Here is a 19680-nt window from a genome sequence, read left to right on the forward strand (position 1 = left end):
CACCGAGCCACGCCAATGGCTTACCCGGGGCAGGACGGCGAACCATTCGGTGCGTTTTGCGTTCCCGCTTAGGCGCGCGCGAATTCGGGGACGAGCTGCGCGTAGGTGATATCGCCCTTCTTGACGCTGCCGAAACGCAGCGCGAGTTCGGCCATCTTATCCACGGTTTCCTCCGTCGCCTTGAACATCGGGTTCAGTTTCGGCTGCACGTCGGCAACATAGTGCTCCACGTACTCCGTGGCAATCTCCAGCCCCTTGCCGCCAAGCCCGTTGTCGTTGAGCAGCTTGGCCGCAGCTTCCTTGTTCTCGCCGATCCACCAGTTGGCGGCGTCCTGCGCCGCCAACCAGTTCTGCACAACCTCCGGCTGCTGCTGTGCCATCTCTTCACGCACGGCAATGGCCACAACCGCCTGGTTGCGCAGCAGGTCCGGCGCACTGGCTTCGGCGAAGTCCAGCAGGATCGTCCCGCCGGTTTCCTTGCTGATAAACCGCGTTGCCGTCCACTGGACACCGACATAGGCGTCGATGCGCTTGGCCTTGATGTTCGGGATGGCCTGGGCGGTGGGGCCCACGGCAAGCACCGTGACGTCGCCGGGCTTCATGCCCGCCAGTTCGAGGGCCAACCGCAGCTGCAGGTCGCCACCGGCTCCAACGGCCGTGACGCCGATCTTCTTGCCCTTCAACGAGTGCATCTTCTCCTCGAAGCTTGCATCCGCAGCCGGCCACTGACTGTCCGGGCCGCCAATGATCCCGTAGGTGGAATCCAGGTTACGGAAACCAACCAGCACCGGGCGCTTGCCCTTGGAGCTGTTGGCGTGGGTTGCCATCAACAGCCCCGTGTCGGAGGCATAGCCGTCAACGGCACCGGCAACGAGCAGCTGGAACGCCTGGACGCCGCTTTGTGGGGTGATGTGCTTGGCAACCTCGAGCTGGTGCTGCGCGTAGAACTTGTTTTCCAGGTTGATGGTGTCAAGGAAGTACGCATCGCCCGGGAACGCCGCAGCGTTGAACTTGCGCATGGCACCGGTCGCTGCGGGTGCCGCGTTGCTCCCGCAGGCCGCCAGCAATGGCGCCGCGCCAATGGCTGCAGCACCAAGTCCCGCAAACCTCAATATCGATCGGCGCGAGACTCCGTTGTCCAATGCCCGCAGACCTCCAAGAGGCGACCCGCCATTCTGTGACTCAAACATTCATACTCCTGCGTGGTTGATTCGTGCTCGGTGAAGCTGATTTCGTCGGAAGCAAGATATTGCGGCCCTTGGTCAGGGCGCGTTCCATGGCTATTGCTCCCGCCGCTTCCGTTAGGGCAAAACTTTGAGGTGAGGTGGGTGCGAAACCCGCCGGGCTGCCAGGCTGTTGTTTGCATGGACTGGCCGCCGCAATATTTTTGGTGTTGCGCAGGCCTTGGTGGATCCCCCATTGGCCAAGCGACTCTTGACCAATCCACGGCCCGTCTTCGCAGACCGGGCCTTTCCCCGGCGCACTAAACGCCCGGTGTGACCCAAGTCTCTTTGGTGGCTGCCTGCATTGAAAGTACCGCAACTTGCGCAGGGTGATAAGAGACGGCTATCGGGTGCTGAACGGGCTGCGGGCACGCAAAAGTCCCCCGCGCCGCAGTCGCGGCACGGGGGACTTTTTGGTTCTGCTTTAGGCCTTGGCTGCTGCGGCCGCTCGGGCCTCACGGCGGGCGCGCTGGCGCTTGAGTTCGTTGCGGGCCAACGAATTCTTGTGGACCTCGTCCGGACCGTCAGCGAAACGCAGCGTGCGCGCGTAGGCGAACGCCGATGACAGGAAGAAGTCCTGTGACAGGCCGCCGGCACCGTGCACCTGGATTGCCTTGTCAAGGATCCATTCAACGGTGGACGGGGTGGCGATCTTGATGGCCTGGATCTCGGTGTGGGCGCCCTTGTTGCCAACGGTGTCCATGAGCCAGGCGGTCTTGAGGACCATCAGGCGGAGCTGCTCGACGCGGACGCGCGACTCGGCGATCCAGTCGCGGATCACGCCCTGGTCGCTCAGCGGCTTGCCGAAGGCAACACGGCTGTCCGCACGCTCGCACATCATGGAGATGGCGCGCTCGGCCATGCCGATGGCACGCATGCAGTGGTGGATTCGGCCGGGGCCCAGACGGGCCTGGGCGATGGCGAACCCGTCGCCTTCCCCGCCGATCAGGTTCGTCGCGGGAACGCGCACGTTCTCGAACACGATCTCGGCGTGGCCGCCGTTGTAGGTGTCCTCGAAGCCGAGGATCTTCATGCCGCGCTTGATGTTCACGCCCGGGGTGTCGCGCGGAACCAGGATCTGGCTCTGCTGGCGGTGGCGATCGGCCGTCGGGTCGGTCTTTCCCATGACGATCAGGATCTTGGCGTTCGGGTTCATCGCACCGGTGATGAACCACTTGCGGCCGTTGATCACGTAGTCGTCGCCGTCGCGCACGATCGAGGTCTCGATGTTCGTCGCGTCCGAGGAAGCAACGTCCGGTTCCGTCATGGCGAAGGCCGAGCGGATCTCGCCGTTCAGCAGTGGCTTGAGCCACTTTTCCTTCTGCTCCTCGGTGCCGAACTCCGCAAGCAACTCCATGTTGCCGGTGTCAGGCGCCGCGCAGTTCAGTGCCGCCGGGGCAAGGGTGCGGCTGCGGCCGGTGATTTCGGCCAGCGGCGCGTACTGCATGTTGGTCAGGCCGGCACCACCCTCACCGGGAAGGAACAGGTTCCACAGCCCGCGGCTGCGTGCCTCGGCGCGCAGCTCGTTGAGGATCTTGGACTCGGAGAACGCGTAAGGGTTCTCGAGGCCGTCCAGTTCTTCCTGGTAGGCGGCTTCGTTCGGGTACACATGCCCGTACATGAAGTCGACAAGTTCCTTCTTGAGCAGTTCAGTCCGCTCGTCTGTCGAGAAATCCATTTACTTGTACTCCTTCATTGATTCGAGTCCGAGTTCCAGCAGCAGGGGAACAGTGTTGCCGCTATCCTCGAAGCCCTCGCCAACAGTCTGGCGGTTGATGTGTCTGTAACGGACCCCCTCGGAAATCCCTGCCAGCTTGAAGCAGGCAAGGCCCAGATGGAATCCAAATCCGTCAAGCGAGCGTCCGCTCTCTTGCTCGTAGAGGTCCATGATTTCTTCTTGCGACAGGTACCCGGGAGCCAAGGTCACGTCGTAGGTTGCGGGGTCGGTGGTGTCCCGGTCCGCAACGATCTTGGCGCGTCGCTGGTAGGTGAGCATCAGCGCAAGGTCCAACAGCGGGTCCCCGAGCGTTGCCATTTCCCAGTCGATGACCGCGGCAGGCATGTCGTCGCTGCCCATCAGCACGTTGTCCAGGCGGAAGTCGCCGTGGACGATGCCGGAGGCCGAGACCGAGGGAACCGCGGCGACGAGCTTTTCGTAGAGTTCCTCGGCACCCGGAAGTTCGCGGGTGAACGAGGCATCCAGCTGGGTCTTCCAGCGCTTGACCTGGCGGGCCAGGAAGCCCTCCGGACGGCCGAAGTCGGACAAGCCGACGGTCGCGGGATCCACTGCATGCAGCTTGGCCAGGGTGCGCACCAATTCGGTCGAAATAGCGCGGGTGCGCTCTTCGCCCAGCAGACGCAGTTCATCGGCGTATCGGTAGGGCACGCCGTCGATGCGTTCCATGATGTAGAACTCGGCGCCGATGACGTCCTTGTCCCCACAGTAGGCGAACATCTTCGCCACCGGGACATCGGTGCCGCCCAGCGCATCCGCCATGGTGTATTCGCGGCGCATGTCATGCGCCGTGGCCATGATGGTGCCCAGCGGCGGGCGACGCACGATCCACTGCTGGGTTCCGTCGGTGAGTTCGTAGGTCAGGTTCGACTTTCCGCCCTGGATCAGGGTCGCCGAAAGCTCGCCGGCAACCATGCCGGGGCGCTCGGCGGCCAGCCACCGGGTGAGCTTTTCCAGGTCGAGCCCGGTCGGGGACGCGGAATCCACTGACATTTCCTCTGTGCCCTTCTGGGCCGTCGCATTACTCATGCGCGCGCAAATTCGGGTACGAGCTGCTCATAGGTGATATCGCCCTTCTTGACGCTGCCAAAGCGCAGCGCGAGTTCTGACATTTTTTCAACGGTTTCCTGAGGTGCCTTGAACATCGGGTTCAGCTTCGGCTGCACCGTGGAAACGTAGTGCTCCACGTACTCCGTGGCAATCTCCAGCCCCTTGCCGCCAAGCCCGTTGTCGTTGAGCAGCTTGGCCGCAGCTTCCTTGTTCTCACCGATCCACCTGCTGGCTTTATCCTGCGCCGCCAACCAGTTCTGCACAACCTCCGGCTGCTGCTGTGCCATCTCTTCACGTACGGCGATGGCCACAACTGCCTGGTTGCGCATCAAATCGGGCATGCCCTCTTCGGCGAAGTCGAGCAAGACCGATCCGCCGGTTTCCTTTGCAATGAATCGGGTTGCCGTCCACTGGACGGTCACGTAGGCATCGATGCGCTTGGCCTTGATGTTCGGGATCCCCTGGGCGGTGGGGCCCACGGCAAGCACCGTGACGTCGGTGGGCTTCAGGCCCGCCAGCTCCAGGGCCAAACGCAACTGCAGGTCGCCACCGGCTCCAACCGCAGAGACGCCGATCTTTTTGCCCTTCAGGGAGCGCATCTTCTCCTCGAAGCTTGCATCCGCGGACGGCCACTGGGTGTTCGGGCCGCCAACAATCCCGTAGGTGGTTTCGACGGCCCGGAAGCCCACCAGCACCGGGCGTTTCCCCTTGGAGCTGTTGGCGTGGGTCGCCATCAACAGCCCCGTGTCGGAGGCGTAGCCGTCGGCGGCGCCGGCAACCATCAGCTGGAACGCCTGGACACCGCTTTGCGGGGTGACGTGCTTGGGAACCTCGAGCTGGTGCGATGTGTAGAACTTGTTTTCCAGGTTGATGGTGTCCAGGAAGTATGCATCGCCGGGGAACGCCGCAACACCGAATTTCTGCGTGGCGCCCGCCTTGGCGGGGGCCCCGCCGCCGCCACAGGCCGACAGCAACGGGGCGGCACCCAGGGCCGCCGCACCCAGTCCCGCATACCTCAACAGCGACCGGCGTGAGACTCCGTTGTCCAATGCCCGCAGGCCTCCGAGAGGCGACCCGCCATTCTGTGACTCAAACATTCATACTCCTGTGTGGTTGACCCGGGCCTGACGGCCCGGGCTGTGCTCATTCACCGCATCTGAAAACTTGGTTATTCGGTGTTGCCCGCGTGCTCCATAACCACTCGGCCCACCGTCTTGCCATCGGCGAGCCGCTGAAGTCCCGCGGGCACGCCGTCCAACGTGAACCGTTCGCTGACGAACGGGCTGATGGCCCCGGAGTCCGCCAGCCTGACCAGTTCCTTGTGGCACTCGTCGACGGCGGCAGGGTTCTTGGTGTTGTACAAGCCCCAGTGGATGCCGATGATCGAGTAGTTCTTCACCAGTGCGTGGTTCAGCGAGGCGGACTGGATCTCCCCGCCGGCGAAACCGACGACGATGATCCGGCCCTCGAACGCGATGCACTTGGTGGACTTCTGGTAGGTCTCGCCGCCGACCGGGTCGTAGATGACATCCGCGCCCTTGCCGCCGGTGAACACCTTGACCTGCTCGACGAAGTCCTCCTTGCGGCGGTCGATGACCAGGTCGGCGCCGAGCTTCCTGGCGTATTCGGCCTTGGCCTCTCCGCCGACCACGCCGATCACCTTCGCGCCGGCGGCCTTGCCGAGCTGGATGGCTGCACTGCCCACCCCGCCCGCGGCGGCGTGGACCAGCAGCGTCTCGCCGGGCTGTATCCGGGCAAGCCGGTGCAGGCCGAACCATCCGGTCTGGTAGCCGATGAACAGGCTTGCGGCCTGCGCGTCGTCGAGCGAGGCGGGTGCCTGGTGCACCTTGTCCTGGTCCATCAGCGCGTACTCGGCGAAACCGCCGTGCGGCAACGTGGTCAGGCCCAGCACCCTGTCGCCCACCGCGGCGCGGGTGACGCCCGGGCCCGTGGCGACGACCTCGGCGCAGACCTCGCGACCGGGGGTGAAGGGCAGTTCAGGCTTGACCTGGTAGACCCCGCGGCACATCAGCACGTCCGGGAAGTTGGCGGCCGAGGCCAGGACACGCACAACCAGCTGGCCTTCGCCCGGTTCGGGCACTGCGCGTTCAACAAGCTGCAGTGCGTCAACCGGCTCGCCGAGCTCGGTGACGTTCCATGCCTTCAGGGCGCTGGGGATCGACATGGTTACTCCGACTCGAACTGGATCAGTGCCTGGCCGGGGGCCACGACGTCGCCCTCTGCCACGTCAATCGAAAGCACGGTGCCGGAGTCCTCGGCCGTGACCGGGATTTCCATCTTCATGGCCTCGAGGATCATGAAGACGTCGTCTTCCTCGACCTTGTCGCCCGGGGCAACGAGGATCTTCCACACGTTGGCGCCCATGTCTGCCGCAATTGTCTCTGCCATTTTCATGCACTCCTCTTGGCCAGCTTGGCCTGTTCTTTAAGTCGTATCTGGATGCGCTCCACCAGTCCGGTGTCATAGCGTCCATCGTTGAATTCCTCATCGGCGAGGATCTCCTCGAGGAACGGCTGGTTGGTGACCAGGCCCTCGATCTGGAATTCCCCGCAGGCCTGGATGGCCCGTGCCAGTGCGTCCTCGCGGGTTTCCCCGTACGCGCAGACCTTGGCGATCAGCGAGTCGAAGTGCGGGGTGACCTCGGTGCCGGCAGTGTAGCCGGAATCCACGCGGATTCCCTCGCCGGTCGGTTCGATCCAGCCGTCGATCGGGCCGGGGCGCGGGAAGAACTTCTTCGGGTCCTCGGCGCAGATCCGCAGCTCGATCGCGTGTCCGCGGGACACCGGGTTGAAGTCCGCGGTGGTGGTGCCCGAGGCCGCGATGCTCAGCTGCTGCTCGATCAGGTCGACGCCGTGGGTGAGCTCGGTGATCGGGTGTTCGACCTGGATGCGGGTGTTCATCTCGAGGAAGACGAAGTCGCCGGTGCGGGTGTCGAGCAGGAACTCGACGGTGCCCGCGTTGCGGTAGCCGACCGAGCCTGCGGCCGCGATGGCCGATTCGATGAGCCGTGCGCGGGTCTCCGGGGCCAGGTGCGGCGCCGGGGATTCCTCGATCAGCTTCTGGTGGCGGCGCTGGGTGGAGCAGTCGCGCTCGCCCAGGGCCACGATGGTGCCGTCGTTCAGGCCCAGGACCTGGATCTCGACGTGGCGTGCGGACTCGACGAAGCGCTCGACGAAGACCCGGTCGGAGCCGAAGCTGCGCTCGGACATCGACCTGGTGTTCTCGAAGGCCTTGCGCAGTTCCTCGGCGTCGTGTGCCACGGCCATGCCGATGCCGCCGCCGCCGGCGGAGGCCTTGACCATCACCGGGTAGCCGACGCGTGCGGCTTCCTCGACGGCCTCGTCGCCGGTCTTCAAGGCCGCACCCGCGTCGCCGCTGATCGGCACGCCTGCAGCCGCAACGGCGCGGCGGGACTCGACTTTGTCCCCCATGACGTCAATGACGTCGGCCGAGGGGCCGACCCAGGTCAGTCCGGCGTCGGCGACCTCGCGGGCGAAACCGGCGTTTTCGGCCAGGAACCCGTAGCCCGGGTGGATGGCGGTGGCGCCGAATTCCTTGGCGATCGCGATGATCTGCTCGCGGTCAAGGTAGGACTGCACGGGCATGTCGCCCTTGAGCTCGATGGCCACGGAGGCCTCGGAAACGTACGGCAGGGACGCATCGACCTTGTGGTAGACGGCGATGGTGCGGACACCGAGGCGGTTTGCCGTCTTGATGATGCGCCGCGCGATTTCGCCGCGGTTGGCGATCAACAGGGATTCTGGGAATGAACTCATGATGCTCTCCTTAGAAGCTCGTCGGCCAGGTACGCAACAGGTGTTCGCCAACACCGTTGGTCCGGGCCCGGTAGTGGTCCTTCAAGGCGCCGAGGATGAACTCGCGCGTTTCGGACGGATCGATGACCTGCTCGAAGCCGAAGACCTGGGCCACGTCGTAGGCCGTGGTGCCCTTGTTCATCTCCGCGAGGCGCAGCTCGTACATTTCAGGGTCGGTTTCCTTGTCGATGCCGTGGACCACGGAGACCGCGGAGGTCGGATCCATGAAGCTGACCTCGGAGGACCACCAGCCGGCGGTGGCGTCGGCGGTGCCGCCGCCACCCATGTTGATCAGGGCCTGGCCGTAGTTCTTGCGCATGGTGACGGCGATCTTCGGCACGGTGACCAGCGAGAGCGCGTTCATCCAGTTGATGATCTTGCCGGCGACCTTGCTCCGTTCGGCCTCGAGGCCGATCAGGAAGCCCGGCTGGTCCACCAGCATTACCACGGGGATGTTGTAGGAGTCGCAGAGGACCAGGAAGCTGGTCGCCTTGTCACAGGCTGCACCGTCCAGCGCGCCGCCCTTGAACATCGGGTTGTTGGCGATGATGCCCACGGACTGGCCGCCGATGCGGGCCAGCGAGGTGACCAGGGACTTGCCGTAGCGAGCCTTGATCGGGAACACCGAGCCGGTGTCGGCGACGATGTCGATGACCTTGCGCACGTCGTAGGTCTGGGTGCGCGACTCGGGGACGATGTTCTTGATTTCCTCGGCACGTTCGCCGGATCCGTGCGGGATCGGCGCGAGCGGCGGGGTCTCGCCGTTGTGCGAGGGCAGGTAGGAGAGGAAGCGGCGGATCAGTTCGATCGCTTCCTCGTCGCTGTCGGCAACGGCGTCGGCGAAGCCGGTGACCTCTGCGTGCATCTTCCAGCCGCCGAGCTCCTGCGCGTCGACCTGCTGGCCGGTGGCGCGGGCGACCAGGTTGGGGCTGGACACCGCGAGCACTGCGCCCTTGCGGAAGACCGCGAAGTCGGAGGCCATGGTGTGCCAGGCGGCCGAACCGAAGCAGTAGCCGAAGGCCGCGGATACCCACGGGCTTTCACGCTGGCGCAGGAAGCGGGTCTTGCCGCTGGCGGACCCCATGCCGGTGCCGCCCATGGCGTCGGGCATGCGCACGCCCGTGGATTCGGAGAGGTAGACCAGCGGCTGGCCGGTCTTGACGACCAGTTCCTTGAAGTGGGACATCTTCTTGTTGCTGATCGGGGACGAGGACGATCCTTTGACGGTGAAGTCGTAGGCGACAACGCTCGCGCGGCGGCCGTCGACCTCTCCGGTTCCGGTGATCTTGCCGTCGGCAGGGGTCTTGTCGCGGTCCGCCGGCACTGCGGAGGTCACGAACAGGCCGCTCTCGCGGAAGGTTCCCGGGTCCAGCAGCAGCGCGATGCGCTCCCGTGCGTTCAGTTCGCCCTTGGCACGGCGCGCCTCAAGCTTCCTGGAACCGCCCATGGCCAGCGCAGCGGCACGCTTCTTCTCGTGCTCCTGCTCGCGGGTCAGCTTGGCTTCCTCGATGTCGACCACGTCGGTCTTGACTGCTTCGGTTGTCATTTCTACTGCCTTCCGTCTGCGCCAAGCGACGCCTGGTGGATCTGCTTGCTCTGTTCGAGCACTGCCCGTGAGGCCAGTGCCGCGTCTTCGAAGGCCCCGAAGACCGGGATGCCGATGGCCCGTGCGCGCTGGGCGTAGGCCTTGACCATGTCGCCGGTTCCGGCGCTGCCGTCGGACTTCAGCACCAAGAGCTGGTGGGTGTTTGATTGTGATTCGTCGCGGGCCGCGGCGATCGAGTCGATGATGGTTCCCGTCACGTCGCCGTGGGTGGCCCCGAGGTTGCGCTGGATGATGCCCACGTTCAGGTGGGTGATCAGCACGGCGGGTTCGCTGCCGGCCAGGACGACCTTGAGAATGTCCCCTGCCACGCCGCCGCTCTTGACGGCCAGCGTGCCGGCCGGAACATCGATCGGGTTGTGGAACCCGTTGCCCGGCGGAACCTCGAGGGATTCCAGTTCGGCAATGACCGATTCCGGAAGCGGCGTGGTGGAGATGCCCTGGCGGTCAAGTGCGTCGGCGCCGAGCACGCTGGCCCCGCCGCCGTTGCCGAACAGGACCGCCTCGTTGCCGTTCGGCTTGACGCCGAGGTCGACGGTCGAGAGGGCGTGGAGGGCTGTGGCGAAGTCGGCGAGCGAATCCACCAGGGTGATCCCGGCCTGGCGGGCGATGGCCGGCCACAGCCGGTGGTTGCCTGCCAGGGCGCCGGTGTGGCTGGTGGCGGCGCGCGATCCGCCGCTGGTGCGTCCGCCGGCAAGCAGCACGACCGGCTTGCGGGTTTCGGCCGCGTCGAGCACGTCCAGTACCTCGCGGGCGATGCTGAGGGATTCCAGGTACAGGCCGATGACGCGGATCTCGTCGTTGACCAAGTGGGACGAGACGAGTTCGGCGGCGCTGACATCGGCGCTGTTGCCGATGCTGACGACCGAGTGGAAGTCGATGCCGCTCGAGGCGCCGACGCGCAGGATGTCGACCGACAGGCCGCCGCTCTGCGAGACCACAGCAGTGGTGCCCGGGGTCAGCGGCGCCTCTGGAACGAAGGAGAGCTTTCCGGCCGAGGCGTGGGTGCCCAGGCAGTTCGGGCCGATCAGGCGGATGCCTGCATCGCGGACCGTCGAGACAAGCTGTGCCTCGAGTTCGATGCCCTCTTCGATTTCGCTGAAGCCGCTGGATACGACCTGTGCGAAGCGCACGCGGCCGGCGCCGGCGCCCAGCGCCTCGGCGACGCGTGCCGCCGGAAGGGCGACGAAGGCGTAGTCGATCGGCTCGATGACCTCTGCCAGCGAAGCGACGGCCGGGAGGCCCTCGATGACGGGGGTGGTGGGGTTGACCGGGATGATGGTCCCGTCGAAGCCGCCGGCCACGAGGTTGCGAATGAAGCGGTTGGCCAGGTTCGGGCGCTTGCCGCTGGCACCGAGGACTGCGATGCGGCGCGGGGCGAACAGCGGGGCGAAGTCGGTGGACTTGGCCTCGATCGCGGCGGCCGGCTTTGCCTCGACCTCTCCGACGACGAAGCGGGCGTCAACTGCCACGGCGCGAGTGTCTGAAACGATGACCGGGTTCAGGTCGATTTCCGTGACGTCTTCCGGCAACGAGGCCAGCAGCCCGGCGGGGCCGGCGAGGCGGGAGATCAGGGCGACCAGTGCGTCGATGTCGGCTTTGACGCCACCGCGGGCGCCGTTGAGCACCTTCATGCCGCGCAGTTCGGCGAGCATGTCGCGGATCTGGTTTTCGGACAGGGGCGCCAGGCCGAAGGCCACGTCTTCGAAGACCTCGACCAGGACGCCGCCCAAGCCGACCATGACGGTCCAGCCCAGTCCCGGCGCGCGGACCGCGCCGACAATGATTTCGTGGCCGGCCGGGACCATTTCCTCGACCAGCAGGCCGTCGAGCTTGTGCCCGAAATCGGCAAGGCTGTCGCGCATCTGCGAAGCGACCTCGTTGATTTCGGCGCGGGTCACTCCGACGCGGACACCGCCCGCATCTGACTTGTGGACGAGAGTCGTGGAGATCGCCTTGACGACGAGCGGTTCGCGAAGGTGGCTGGGAAGTTCCTCACCCACGGCGATTTCAACGCCCTGGGGGGTATCGATTCCGAATGCCGAAAGCAGGGATTTTCCTTCTGCCTCGGTGAACATGGCCGACTCTCGGGTCTTGGCCTGCGCAATGAACTCAACGATGGTGGCGGAGCTACTAGGCTTGGCTGTATCGACTAACAACTGGGGGCACCTCACTGAACGTTGGATCGGACGGCAAGAACTCGCGCCCGGTGTGACTTCAGTCTCCTGAGTCAAGCCAATTCTGGGAAGCATTCTGGCGCTGGCACGGTGATATGCCTGAGCTATCGGAGGCCTTTATCGCCGGCATTTTTCCGGCCCTGCATGCAGCGAAAACGCGAATCGTACCCTTCAGCGGGACACTTTTCGAACCCCGGCTGCCACCCTCGAACCGCCCTTTTCGCCGCCTTGGTCCACCCCTGCCCGGGTCGCCCGCACGCCGCAGGAATGCGGAATGCCCGGCAGTTTCCTGCCGGGCATTCGTGGGTTGCTCGTTGCCGGGGGCCGGGCCCGCCTGGGCCTTCTCGAGCCGTCAAGACGTTCGTATCGAGGCTGGCCCCTAGATGGCTTTGGCGCTCTCCCGCAGGAGGCGCAGGAACGCCTGCACTGCCGAGGACCTGGCCTCATCCTTCCGCACGATGGCCGCGGTGCTGGCATGCGCCCACTCGAAGGGAAGCGGGACGAGTGAAACGCCGTTGCCGCTGACGGTCGAGTCCAGCAGCGTGTTCGCCATGCAAATGCCGACACCCGCACGCACCATGGCCTGCGACGCCTCGGAGTTGGGAGTGGTGTAGACGATCTTGGCCTCGACCCCCTCGAGCAAGCGCTCCCACGCCTTACAGAAGATGCTTGAGTCCGCGGGGAAGATCAGCGCCTCCCCCTCCAGGTCCGAAGGGACGAAGTCGTCCTTGTCGGCGAGCCTGTGCCCTTCGGGAACGCACAGGACCAACCGGCCGGAACTCAGGTCGATGTGGTGGATCAGGGTGTCTTCGGCCGGGGCCAGTTCGATGCCCGGCAGCCGGGTCACTAGTCCCACGTCCAGCTGGCCGCTGATGACGCCGCTGACAACCATTTTCGACGGCCCCTCATCCACCTCAAACCGGACGTTCGGAAACTCCGTCAGCAGGCGCTTGACCACCCTGGGAAGGATGGTCTGGGACGCGGCCGGCACCGTGCCGAGCCGGACGGTGCCAAGCTTCAGTCCGCCGATGGCACTGGCTTCCTCGCGCAGCATCCTCTCGGCTTGGACCGCCGCAACCACATGCGGCAGGATCCTTTCCGCGGCATAGGTCGGGCGCACGCCCTTGGCCCCGCGGGTTACCAGAATGACACCGAGATCTTCTTCGAGGCGCTGCACCTGGTTGGTGATTGTTGGTTGGGAGATATCGAGCTCCTTGGCTGCCTGGCGGAATGAACCCGTCCGCAGCGCCGCCTCCAGGTATCGCAATTGCGCGAATCTCATGGCATTTTCTCCTCTTGTCTCTCGTGGCCCATGGCCACCGGAGGCCAATGTTACCCCGCTCACAACTTTGCGGCCGAAACCGGAGGACTCGTTGGCGTAGCATTCGGGCGGGCTGCCCCGCCCGAATGCGCCACCCCCTAGAGCTCGTCGAGACCCGTGGAATCCCGGGACAAAGCACCGCCCTCAACGGGGATCGTGGTTCCGGTGATGTAACCCGCCGCAGGTGAAAGCAGGAAAACAAGCGCGGCAGCGATTTCAAACGGCTGCCCGAGCCGGCCGAGCACCGACCGCGAAGACAGTACCTGTGCATCACGGCTGCTGCGCTCCTTGGCGGCCATGCGCGGCGACAGGAAAAGGCCGGGTGCTACTGCGTTGATGCGCACGCCGCGGGGGCCGTGCTCCGCGGCCATCTGCTTGACCCAGATTTCCAGCGCGGCCTTGGCCGGGCCGTAACCCGGCGCCAGCAAGCCGCCGCGTGAGGCGACGGTGCTGGAGACGTACGCAATCGACCCGTTGGAAACCAGGGGCGCCAGCGCCCGCGCGGCCAGGAACGCGTGGCCGAGGTTCGTCTTGAAGTCCTGTTCCCAGGCGTCCAGCGAGTACCCGGAGATCTCGTTGCGGTGCATCTGCCCGATCACATCGACATAGCCGTTGATCTGCCCGAATTCCGCGACGACAGCCTCCGCGATGGCGGCCGCACCCTCCTCGCTGGTGGCGTCGGCAACCAGGAACGGCATGCCCAGTTCCTCGGCCAGCGACCGGAGGGGTTCGGTGTTGATGTCCACGCCGAGCACGCGTCCACCCAGGCCGACGATCGTGCGTGCAACGTGCTCGCCCAGGCCGCTGCCGCCGCCGAGGATGACATATGACTTGCCATCGAGCCTGAACAGGTTTGTGTGGACGATGCCGGTGGCGGGAAGCGGTCGTGCAGGATTGCTGATTTCCATGGGGTTCCTCTCGTTGCACGAAACCGGCCGGGGACGCATTGAATGTGCCCCGGCCGGTTTCGTTCGGACCATTGTTTTTGAATCGTTAGCGAATTAGCGCGTCCACTTGGTAACTGCTTTTTGCACGCCCGAGATGGAAAGGTCCAGGACCATGGACAGCAAGCCCATGGCCAGCAGGATTGCGAAGGTCTCCGAAACCTGGAAGTTGTTTGTCACCACGACCAGGCGCTGACCCAGGCCGGTGTAGGCGCCGACCATTTCAGAAACCACGGCGCCAAGCACCGAGTAGACGGCACCCAGGCGCAGACCGCCGATGATCGACGGCAGCGCCGAGGGCAGCTCGATCTTGAAGAAGCGCTGCCTGCGCGTCATGCCCAGCGACTGGGTCAACTGCTTGATGTCGTGGTCGATGCTCTGCAGTGCGCCCATGGTGCTGGTCATCAGCACGAAGAACACGACGCTGAAGGCAACCAGTGCCTTCGGTCCGAAGCCCAAGCCGAACCAGAGGATGAAGATCGGTGCCAACGCCGGACGCGGAAGGCTGTTCATCAGGGTCAGGAAGGGCCTAGCCGCGACGTGGAGGACCTCGACGCGGGCGAAGGTGACGCCCGCTAGGATGCCGAGGATCGCACCGGAGACCAGCCCGGCCATGGCACCACTGAACGTCGCCGAGACGTCGACCCAGAATGTCCCGTCGCCCAGCTGCTTGATGAACGACGTCCCGACATCGCCGGGGGTTGAAATCAGCGTCGGGTCCATGATTCCCTGGCCGGTCACAAAGGCCCAGGTGAAGACGAATGCGGCGAGCACGCCGACCCTCAGGCCCCAGACGCTCAGCTGTCGGTTGATGCGCGATCGGCGACGTTCCGCGAGGATCGTGCTGTCGCTGTAGGCCGGGGCGCCAGAGGTGGCGACCAACTTCTCGGCCGTGGAGATCGTTTCCATGTCAAACCTTTCCCTTACGGTATTCGGTGGTGCTGGATGAATTAGGCGTCGCGCGGAGCTCGGACGAGCTTCGAGTCCAGGGGCGACGAGGTGTGCGGTCCACCGGTGACCTGCAGTACGGTTCCGGTGATGAAGCTGGAGGCGCCCGAGCACAGGTACAGGCAGGCGTCGGCGACTTCCTCCGGCAGGCCCACGCGGCCGAGGGCCAGGAACTCGCCGAAGGACTTCTCGACCTCTTCCGAGGCGAAACGCGAGGACGGCGTCAGGGTGGCGCCGGGCTCGACGCAGTTGGCGCGCACGCCGCGGTCGGCCCATTCCCAGGACATGGTCTTCGTCAGCGAGGCAAGCCCCGCCTTGGCGGCGGCGTAGGCGCCGCGCATCGGGTGGGCGTAGTTCGCCGAGCCCGAGCCGACGTTGACGATGTTGCCGCCGCCCTGTTTCTCGAAGACCGGGAGGCAGGCGACCGCCGTGTGGAACGCACCGGTGAGGTTGGTGCCGATCGTCGCGTTCCACGCATTTGCGGAGAGGTCCTCCAGGCGTGCGGCGAAGTTGCCGCCGGCGTTGTTGATCAGGATGTCGATGCGGCCGAATTCCTCGAGGGCGGCGCGGACCAGCTTGTCGGCGGTTTCCGGTTCCTTGATGTTGCCGGTGACCACCACGGCCTTGCGTCCGAGCGCACGGATCTGCTCGGCCTTGGCTTCCAGCGTCTCGGCCTTGCGGCCGTGCAGGACCAGGTCCGCGCCGGCTGCGGCGAACTTGTCGGCGAGCGCCTGTCCGATGCCACCGGATGCGCCCGTCACGATGACGACCTGGCTGGTGAAATCGAATGTGGTCTGGCCAACCTTCTTGCTGGCGGTGATGGCTGTGTTCGTCATCTGACGTCCTCCTGAATTGATGCGCGCCCGGTGTGTGCGGCTGACTCACGCACGGCGGGCCCTCATGGCAATGGTGCGTTTTGAGAAAGCTTCCTTCCATTCGGGCCCGGGGGCAATGAACTAATCGCTATCGAGGCGATAGCCCCGGATCGGCCGACTTTTTCTTGACTCTGTCGCCAAGGTGTTCAACGATTCATGGACAGGTTGGTGACGTGCACCACAACTCAAACCACCCCGGTTTCCTCTTGTTCAAGGCTGTTCCAGCGTGACCAATGACGGTGCCGGCTCAGCAATCGTGAACCACAGCAGACTGCCAAACGGGTCGGCCCCGCAAACTAATGACTGGAGCGACAATGCCCAATACAACCCTCCGCTCAAACGGCGATAGCGACACTCTTGCAACGGAATCGACGGCCAAGCCGTCCACAGCCAGCGGGGTCTCGGTCGAGTTCGAGAACGTGAACCACAGCTTCCTCCATGGCGATCGGCCGGTGCGGGTGTTGGACAACTTCAATCTCCGCATCGAGCCTTCGGAGTTCGTCAGCATTGTCGGCCCGTCCGGCTGCGGCAAGACGACGGCCCTTGGCATGGTCGGCAACCTCCTGAAGCCACGCGCGGGCAAGGTCCTGATCGACGGCAAGCCGGTGCGTCCCGGAAGCAACGACGCCGCCTTCCTCTTCGCCCGCGACGCACTACTCCCCTGGCGCCGTGTCCGCAGCAACGTGGAACTCGGCATGGAGATCCGCGGGGTGCCCAAGGAAGAGCGCCGTGTGCGCGCCGAGGAATGGTTGCGCAAGGTCCGCCTGCACGAGTTTGCCGATTCCGACGTCCTGCACCTCTCGCAGGGCATGCGCCAGCGCGTGGCCATCGCACGCACTCTGGTGCAGAACCCCAAGGTCTTGCTGATGGACGAACCGTTCGCGGCCCTCGACGCACAGACCCGTGCGATCCAGCAGGAGGAGTTCACCGGCCTGTGGGAGGCCGAGCGTCCCACCGTCATCTTCGTGACACACGATTTGGAGGAAGCCATCCTGCTGAGCGACCGTGTGATTCTGATGGCCAGCCGCCCAGGGCGCATGGTCGTCGACATGAAGATCGAGCTCGAGCGCCCGCGACGCCAGGAAATGCGCCGGGATTCCGACCTCTTCAAGTCCTATTTCCACGACATGTCCGATCGGCTTCGCAGCGAAGTCGATCTCGCCGAACAGCGCATCCGGGAGGAGAGCAAGAATGGCTAAGACCCTGCAAAAAGTTGCCGGCGCCGAGGGCGCCACCGTCGCCTACCGCCAGTACGGCCAAGGCCCGCGCCTGATCACCGTCCTGCACTCGCTGGCGCTGGACGGGTCCTGGTACGAACCCCTGGCCGAGGCGCTCGGTGAAGAATACCGACTGCTCGCGCCGGACTTCCGCGGCCACGGGGAAACCGCGCGCGGTGAAACCGCCCCCACACTGGGCCTCGTTGCCCGCGACATCGCCGCCATGTGGGACGCTGAAAATGTCGAGAGCTCGGTCACCCTGGGAATCTCGCTGGGCGGCATGGTCGCCCAGGCCCTCACCGGTAGCTTCCCCGAGCGCGTCGACGCACAGATCCTGATGGCAACGCGGGGCGCTTACGACGAGGCGGCAGCCCGCGGCACCTTGGCCCGAGCAGCCGAGGTCCGGGTCCCGAACGGGCTCGAGGACGTCGAAGACGTGACCATGCACCGCTGGTTCGGCGAGAACTCGACCGATGCATCCAACCCCATGGTCCAGCAGGCCCGCGCACAGTTCCTCGGGGCCGGCGGCAACACGATCGCCGAGTACTTCGAGGCCATGACCCTGGTCGGCGACTTCCAGCTGGACTCGCCGCCGCCAACCCTCGTCGTCGGCGGCGACGACGACCGAAGCATCCCCCGCCCGGTCGTCGAGCAGCTTGCCGCCTCGATCGCCGGCGCAGAGCTGCTCTTCGCCAAGGGCGGACACCTCGTCGCCTTCGAGAACCCCCAGGAGGTCGCCGTAACCGTGCGGCCCTTCCTCGACAGCCTTGATTGCTGGACACGCTAACGGGCCTTCGAGCCCGCCGCACCCTTTATAACTGCCTTACGGAGAAGAAATGAACAAGACCCTGGATCGCACCACGACGCAGGTCAGCGAAGAAGAACTTGCCGCCCACCTTGAGTCGGCCCAGGTCCCCGCGCTGATCATGCTGACAGCCCACGTCACCGGCGACGCCAGCGTGCTGCGCGACGACTGGCGCCCGAACCTCCGGGCCCTGCCGAGCAGCGGCCTGGATGCGGAAACCGAGGCGGCGGCGCGCGCCCGCTGCTTCGAGCTGCTGGCACCGTTCCTGCCGACCCAGAACACCTGGGACTCCGTACCCAGCGAGGAACTCCGCCTGGCCATGAGCACCTGGCTGATGGGCGCGCCCGTCGAGGACGCCCTGGCCATGTCCGAGGTCGCGTTCATCCCGAACAACACCGACCCGCGCCAGCCCGAGTGGAAGCTCGACGAGATTGCCCCGGACACCGCCCTGAACGCCGTCGTCATCGGCGCCGGGTTCTCCGGACTGCTCGCCGGCCTGCGCCTGAAGCAGGCGGGCGTGCCGTTCAAGATCATCGAGAAGAGCCACGACGTCGGCGGCACCTGGTGGGAAAACACCTACCCCGACTGCCGCACAGACGTGCGCAGCCACATCTACACCTACTCCTTCACCCAGCACGACTGGGAGACGCACTTCGGGCGCCAGGACAAGATCCACGGCTACCTGCACCAGTTCGCCGCCGACAACGGGCTGCTCGAGCACATGGTCTACGGCACCGAGGTCACCGCAACCCGCTGGAACGAGGACACCAACAGCTGGACGCTGGAAACCAAGACCGCGCAGGGCGTCGGGGAAACCATCGAAGCCACGGTCGTGGTCAGTGCCGTGGGCCAGCTCAACCGCCCCTCGATCCCGAACTTGGAAGGCATCGACTCCTTCAAGGGCCCCATCGTGCACTCCGCGCAGTGGGACCACAGCATCGACTTCACCGGCAAGAAGGTCGTCGTCGTCGGCACCGGCGCCAGCGCCCTGCAATTCGCGCCGGCAGTGGCGAAGGTCGCCGAACAGGTCACCATCTTCCAGCGCAGCGCCCCGTGGCTGCGTTCCACCCCGGTGCTCCGCCAGGAGATCGCGGACGGCGAGCGCTGGCTGCTGAACAACCTGAACCAGTACCGCGCCTACTACCGCTTCTCGATCTTCCTGCCCCGCGTCGTCGGCAACCTGCCGGCCGCCACCGTCGATCCGAGCTTCCCGCCGACCGAGGTATCGGTCTCCGCGGCCAACGAGGCGCTGCGCAAGGAGCTCACCGAGTACCTGCTGGAGCAGGCGGGCGACGACGCCGAGCTGGCCAAGCAGATCATCCCGAACTACCCGCCGGCCGCCAAGCGCATCATCTGCGACGACGGCACCTGGGTCAAGACCCTCAAGCGCGAGAACGTGCGCCTGGTGTCGCAGGGCGTGAACCGCATCGACGAGACCGGCGTGTGGCTCGGCGACGAGCACATCGAGGCCGACGTGATCTTGCTGGGCACCGGCTTCAAGGCCTCCGACTTCCTGCTTCCCATGTCCGTTGCGGGCATCGGCGGCAAGGACCTGCACGAGACCTGGGGCATCGACGCCAGCGCTTACCTGGGCTCCACACTTCCGGGCTTCCCGAACTTCTTCTGCATGTACGGGCCGAACACCAACACCGTCATCCACGGCAACCTGGTGTTCTTCCTGGAGTGCCAGGCCGTCTACATGATCGATGCGATCAAGACCCTGGCGACCGGCGGCTACAAGTCGATGAACCTGCGCGACGACGTATTCGCCGAGTACGACAAGGAAATCGTGGCCGAAAGCGCCAAGCGCACCTGGGGCTGGTCCAAGACCCACTCCTGGTACATGAACGCCGAGGGCCGCTCCACCATCATGTGGCCGTTGCCGGCCCGCAACTACTTCGAGCGCACCACCCAGGTCCGCACCGAAGACTACAAGCTCGGCTAAT

General features: G+C 65.3%; 16 protein-coding genes. 3 read left to right on the forward strand and 13 right to left on the reverse strand.

What is annotated here, in order from left to right:
• Positions 1–68 precede the first annotated feature (68 nt).
• From JOF47_RS21560 to JOF47_RS21620, 13 genes are all read right to left on the reverse strand, one after another.
• Positions 69–1190 (reverse strand): ABC transporter substrate-binding protein, encoded by a 1122-nt coding sequence (locus JOF47_RS21560; protein ID WP_210002764.1) that lies wholly within the window; start codon positions 1188–1190, stop codon positions 69–71.
• Between the two features lie 457 nt (positions 1191–1647).
• Positions 1648–2901 (reverse strand): acyl-CoA dehydrogenase family protein, encoded by a 1254-nt coding sequence (locus tag JOF47_RS21565; protein WP_210002767.1) that lies wholly within the window; start codon positions 2899–2901, stop codon positions 1648–1650.
• Positions 2902–3945, reverse strand: a complete 1044-nt coding sequence (locus tag JOF47_RS21570) for a phosphotransferase family protein (RefSeq protein WP_342592894.1) — start codon at positions 3943–3945, stop codon at positions 2902–2904.
• Between the two features lie 38 nt (positions 3946–3983).
• Positions 3984–5105 (reverse strand): ABC transporter substrate-binding protein, encoded by a 1122-nt coding sequence (locus tag JOF47_RS21575; RefSeq protein WP_210002771.1) that lies wholly within the window; start codon positions 5103–5105, stop codon positions 3984–3986.
• A gap of 71 nt (positions 5106–5176) precedes the next feature.
• Positions 5177–6193: an NADPH:quinone oxidoreductase family protein gene (locus tag JOF47_RS21580; RefSeq protein WP_210002773.1), complete on the reverse strand. Its 1017-nt coding sequence runs from the start codon at positions 6191–6193 to the stop codon at positions 5177–5179.
• 2 nt (positions 6194–6195) lie between these two features.
• Entirely contained in the window at positions 6196–6417 is a 222-nt protein-coding gene (locus JOF47_RS21585) for a biotin/lipoyl-binding carrier protein (RefSeq protein WP_210002775.1), read from the reverse strand.
• Between the two features lie 2 nt (positions 6418–6419).
• Positions 6420–7805, reverse strand: coding sequence for an acetyl-CoA carboxylase biotin carboxylase subunit (locus tag JOF47_RS21590; protein WP_210002777.1), 1386 nt, complete (start codon positions 7803–7805; stop codon positions 6420–6422).
• A gap of 10 nt (positions 7806–7815) precedes the next feature.
• Entirely contained in the window at positions 7816–9390 is a 1575-nt protein-coding gene (locus JOF47_RS21595; RefSeq protein WP_210002779.1) for an acyl-CoA carboxylase subunit beta, read from the reverse strand.
• A gap of 2 nt (positions 9391–9392) precedes the next feature.
• Entirely contained in the window at positions 9393–11606 is a 2214-nt protein-coding gene (locus JOF47_RS21600; protein WP_210002781.1) for an acetate--CoA ligase family protein, read from the reverse strand.
• Between the two features lie 397 nt (positions 11607–12003).
• Complete coding sequence (locus JOF47_RS21605; RefSeq protein WP_210002783.1) at positions 12004–12906, reverse strand: LysR family transcriptional regulator; 903 nt, start codon at positions 12904–12906, stop codon at positions 12004–12006.
• 137 nt (positions 12907–13043) lie between these two features.
• On the reverse strand, positions 13044–13853 hold the full coding sequence (locus JOF47_RS21610) for an SDR family NAD(P)-dependent oxidoreductase (RefSeq protein WP_210002785.1): 810 nt from the start codon (positions 13851–13853) through the stop codon (positions 13044–13046).
• Positions 13854–13946: 93 nt separating this feature from the next.
• Positions 13947–14798, reverse strand: a complete 852-nt coding sequence (locus JOF47_RS21615) for an ABC transporter permease (RefSeq protein WP_210002788.1) — start codon at positions 14796–14798, stop codon at positions 13947–13949.
• Positions 14799–14839: 41 nt separating this feature from the next.
• Positions 14840–15673 (reverse strand): SDR family NAD(P)-dependent oxidoreductase, encoded by an 834-nt coding sequence (locus JOF47_RS21620; protein ID WP_210002790.1) that lies wholly within the window; start codon positions 15671–15673, stop codon positions 14840–14842.
• Positions 15674–16026: 353 nt separating this feature from the next.
• Here JOF47_RS21620 and JOF47_RS21625 point away from each other — a divergent pair, with 353 nt between their 5' ends.
• Genes JOF47_RS21625 through JOF47_RS21635 form a run of 3 tightly spaced genes read left to right on the forward strand, consistent with a single transcriptional unit; the run spans position 16027 to position 19679 of the window.
• Positions 16027–16911, forward strand: coding sequence for an ABC transporter ATP-binding protein (locus JOF47_RS21625; protein ID WP_210002792.1), 885 nt, complete (start codon positions 16027–16029; stop codon positions 16909–16911).
• On the forward strand, positions 16904–17716 hold the full coding sequence (locus JOF47_RS21630; protein WP_210002794.1) for an alpha/beta fold hydrolase: 813 nt from the start codon (positions 16904–16906) through the stop codon (positions 17714–17716). Before JOF47_RS21625 ends, JOF47_RS21630 begins: the two co-directional genes overlap by 8 nt.
• Before the next feature lie 49 nt (positions 17717–17765).
• Positions 17766–19679, forward strand: coding sequence for a flavin-containing monooxygenase (locus JOF47_RS21635; protein WP_210002796.1), 1914 nt, complete (start codon positions 17766–17768; stop codon positions 19677–19679).
• The last annotated feature ends 1 nt before the right edge of the window (position 19680 follow it).

The sequence above is a fragment of the Paeniglutamicibacter kerguelensis genome (assembly GCF_017876535.1).
In the GTDB taxonomy this organism is placed as follows: domain Bacteria; phylum Actinomycetota; class Actinomycetes; order Actinomycetales; family Micrococcaceae; genus Paeniglutamicibacter; species Paeniglutamicibacter kerguelensis.

Coding starts and splice junctions, on each gene's coding strand:
- JOF47_RS21560 (WP_210002764.1), bottom strand. CDS start 1,190: ATGTTTGAGTCACAGAATGGCGGGTCGCCTCTTGGAGGTCTGCGGGCA.
- JOF47_RS21565 (WP_210002767.1), bottom strand. CDS start 2,901: ATGGATTTCTCGACAGACGAGCGGACTGAACTGCTCAAGAAGGAACTT.
- JOF47_RS21585 (WP_210002775.1), bottom strand. CDS start 6,417: ATGGCAGAGACAATTGCGGCAGACATGGGCGCCAACGTGTGGAAGATC.
- JOF47_RS21580 (WP_210002773.1), bottom strand. CDS start 6,193: ATGTCGATCCCCAGCGCCCTGAAGGCATGGAACGTCACCGAGCTCGGC.
- JOF47_RS21625 (WP_210002792.1), top strand. CDS start 16,027: ATGCCCAATACAACCCTCCGCTCAAACGGCGATAGCGACACTCTTGCA.
- JOF47_RS21575 (WP_210002771.1), bottom strand. CDS start 5,105: ATGTTTGAGTCACAGAATGGCGGGTCGCCTCTCGGAGGCCTGCGGGCA.
- JOF47_RS21615 (WP_210002788.1), bottom strand. CDS start 14,798: ATGGAAACGATCTCCACGGCCGAGAAGTTGGTCGCCACCTCTGGCGCC.
- JOF47_RS21630 (WP_210002794.1), top strand. CDS start 16,904: ATGGCTAAGACCCTGCAAAAAGTTGCCGGCGCCGAGGGCGCCACCGTC.
- JOF47_RS21605 (WP_210002783.1), bottom strand. CDS start 12,906: ATGAGATTCGCGCAATTGCGATACCTGGAGGCGGCGCTGCGGACGGGT.
- JOF47_RS21635 (WP_210002796.1), top strand. CDS start 17,766: ATGAACAAGACCCTGGATCGCACCACGACGCAGGTCAGCGAAGAAGAA.
- JOF47_RS21595 (WP_210002779.1), bottom strand. CDS start 9,390: ATGACAACCGAAGCAGTCAAGACCGACGTGGTCGACATCGAGGAAGCC.
- JOF47_RS21610 (WP_210002785.1), bottom strand. CDS start 13,853: ATGGAAATCAGCAATCCTGCACGACCGCTTCCCGCCACCGGCATCGTC.
- JOF47_RS21590 (WP_210002777.1), bottom strand. CDS start 7,805: ATGAGTTCATTCCCAGAATCCCTGTTGATCGCCAACCGCGGCGAAATC.
- JOF47_RS21620 (WP_210002790.1), bottom strand. CDS start 15,673: ATGACGAACACAGCCATCACCGCCAGCAAGAAGGTTGGCCAGACCACA.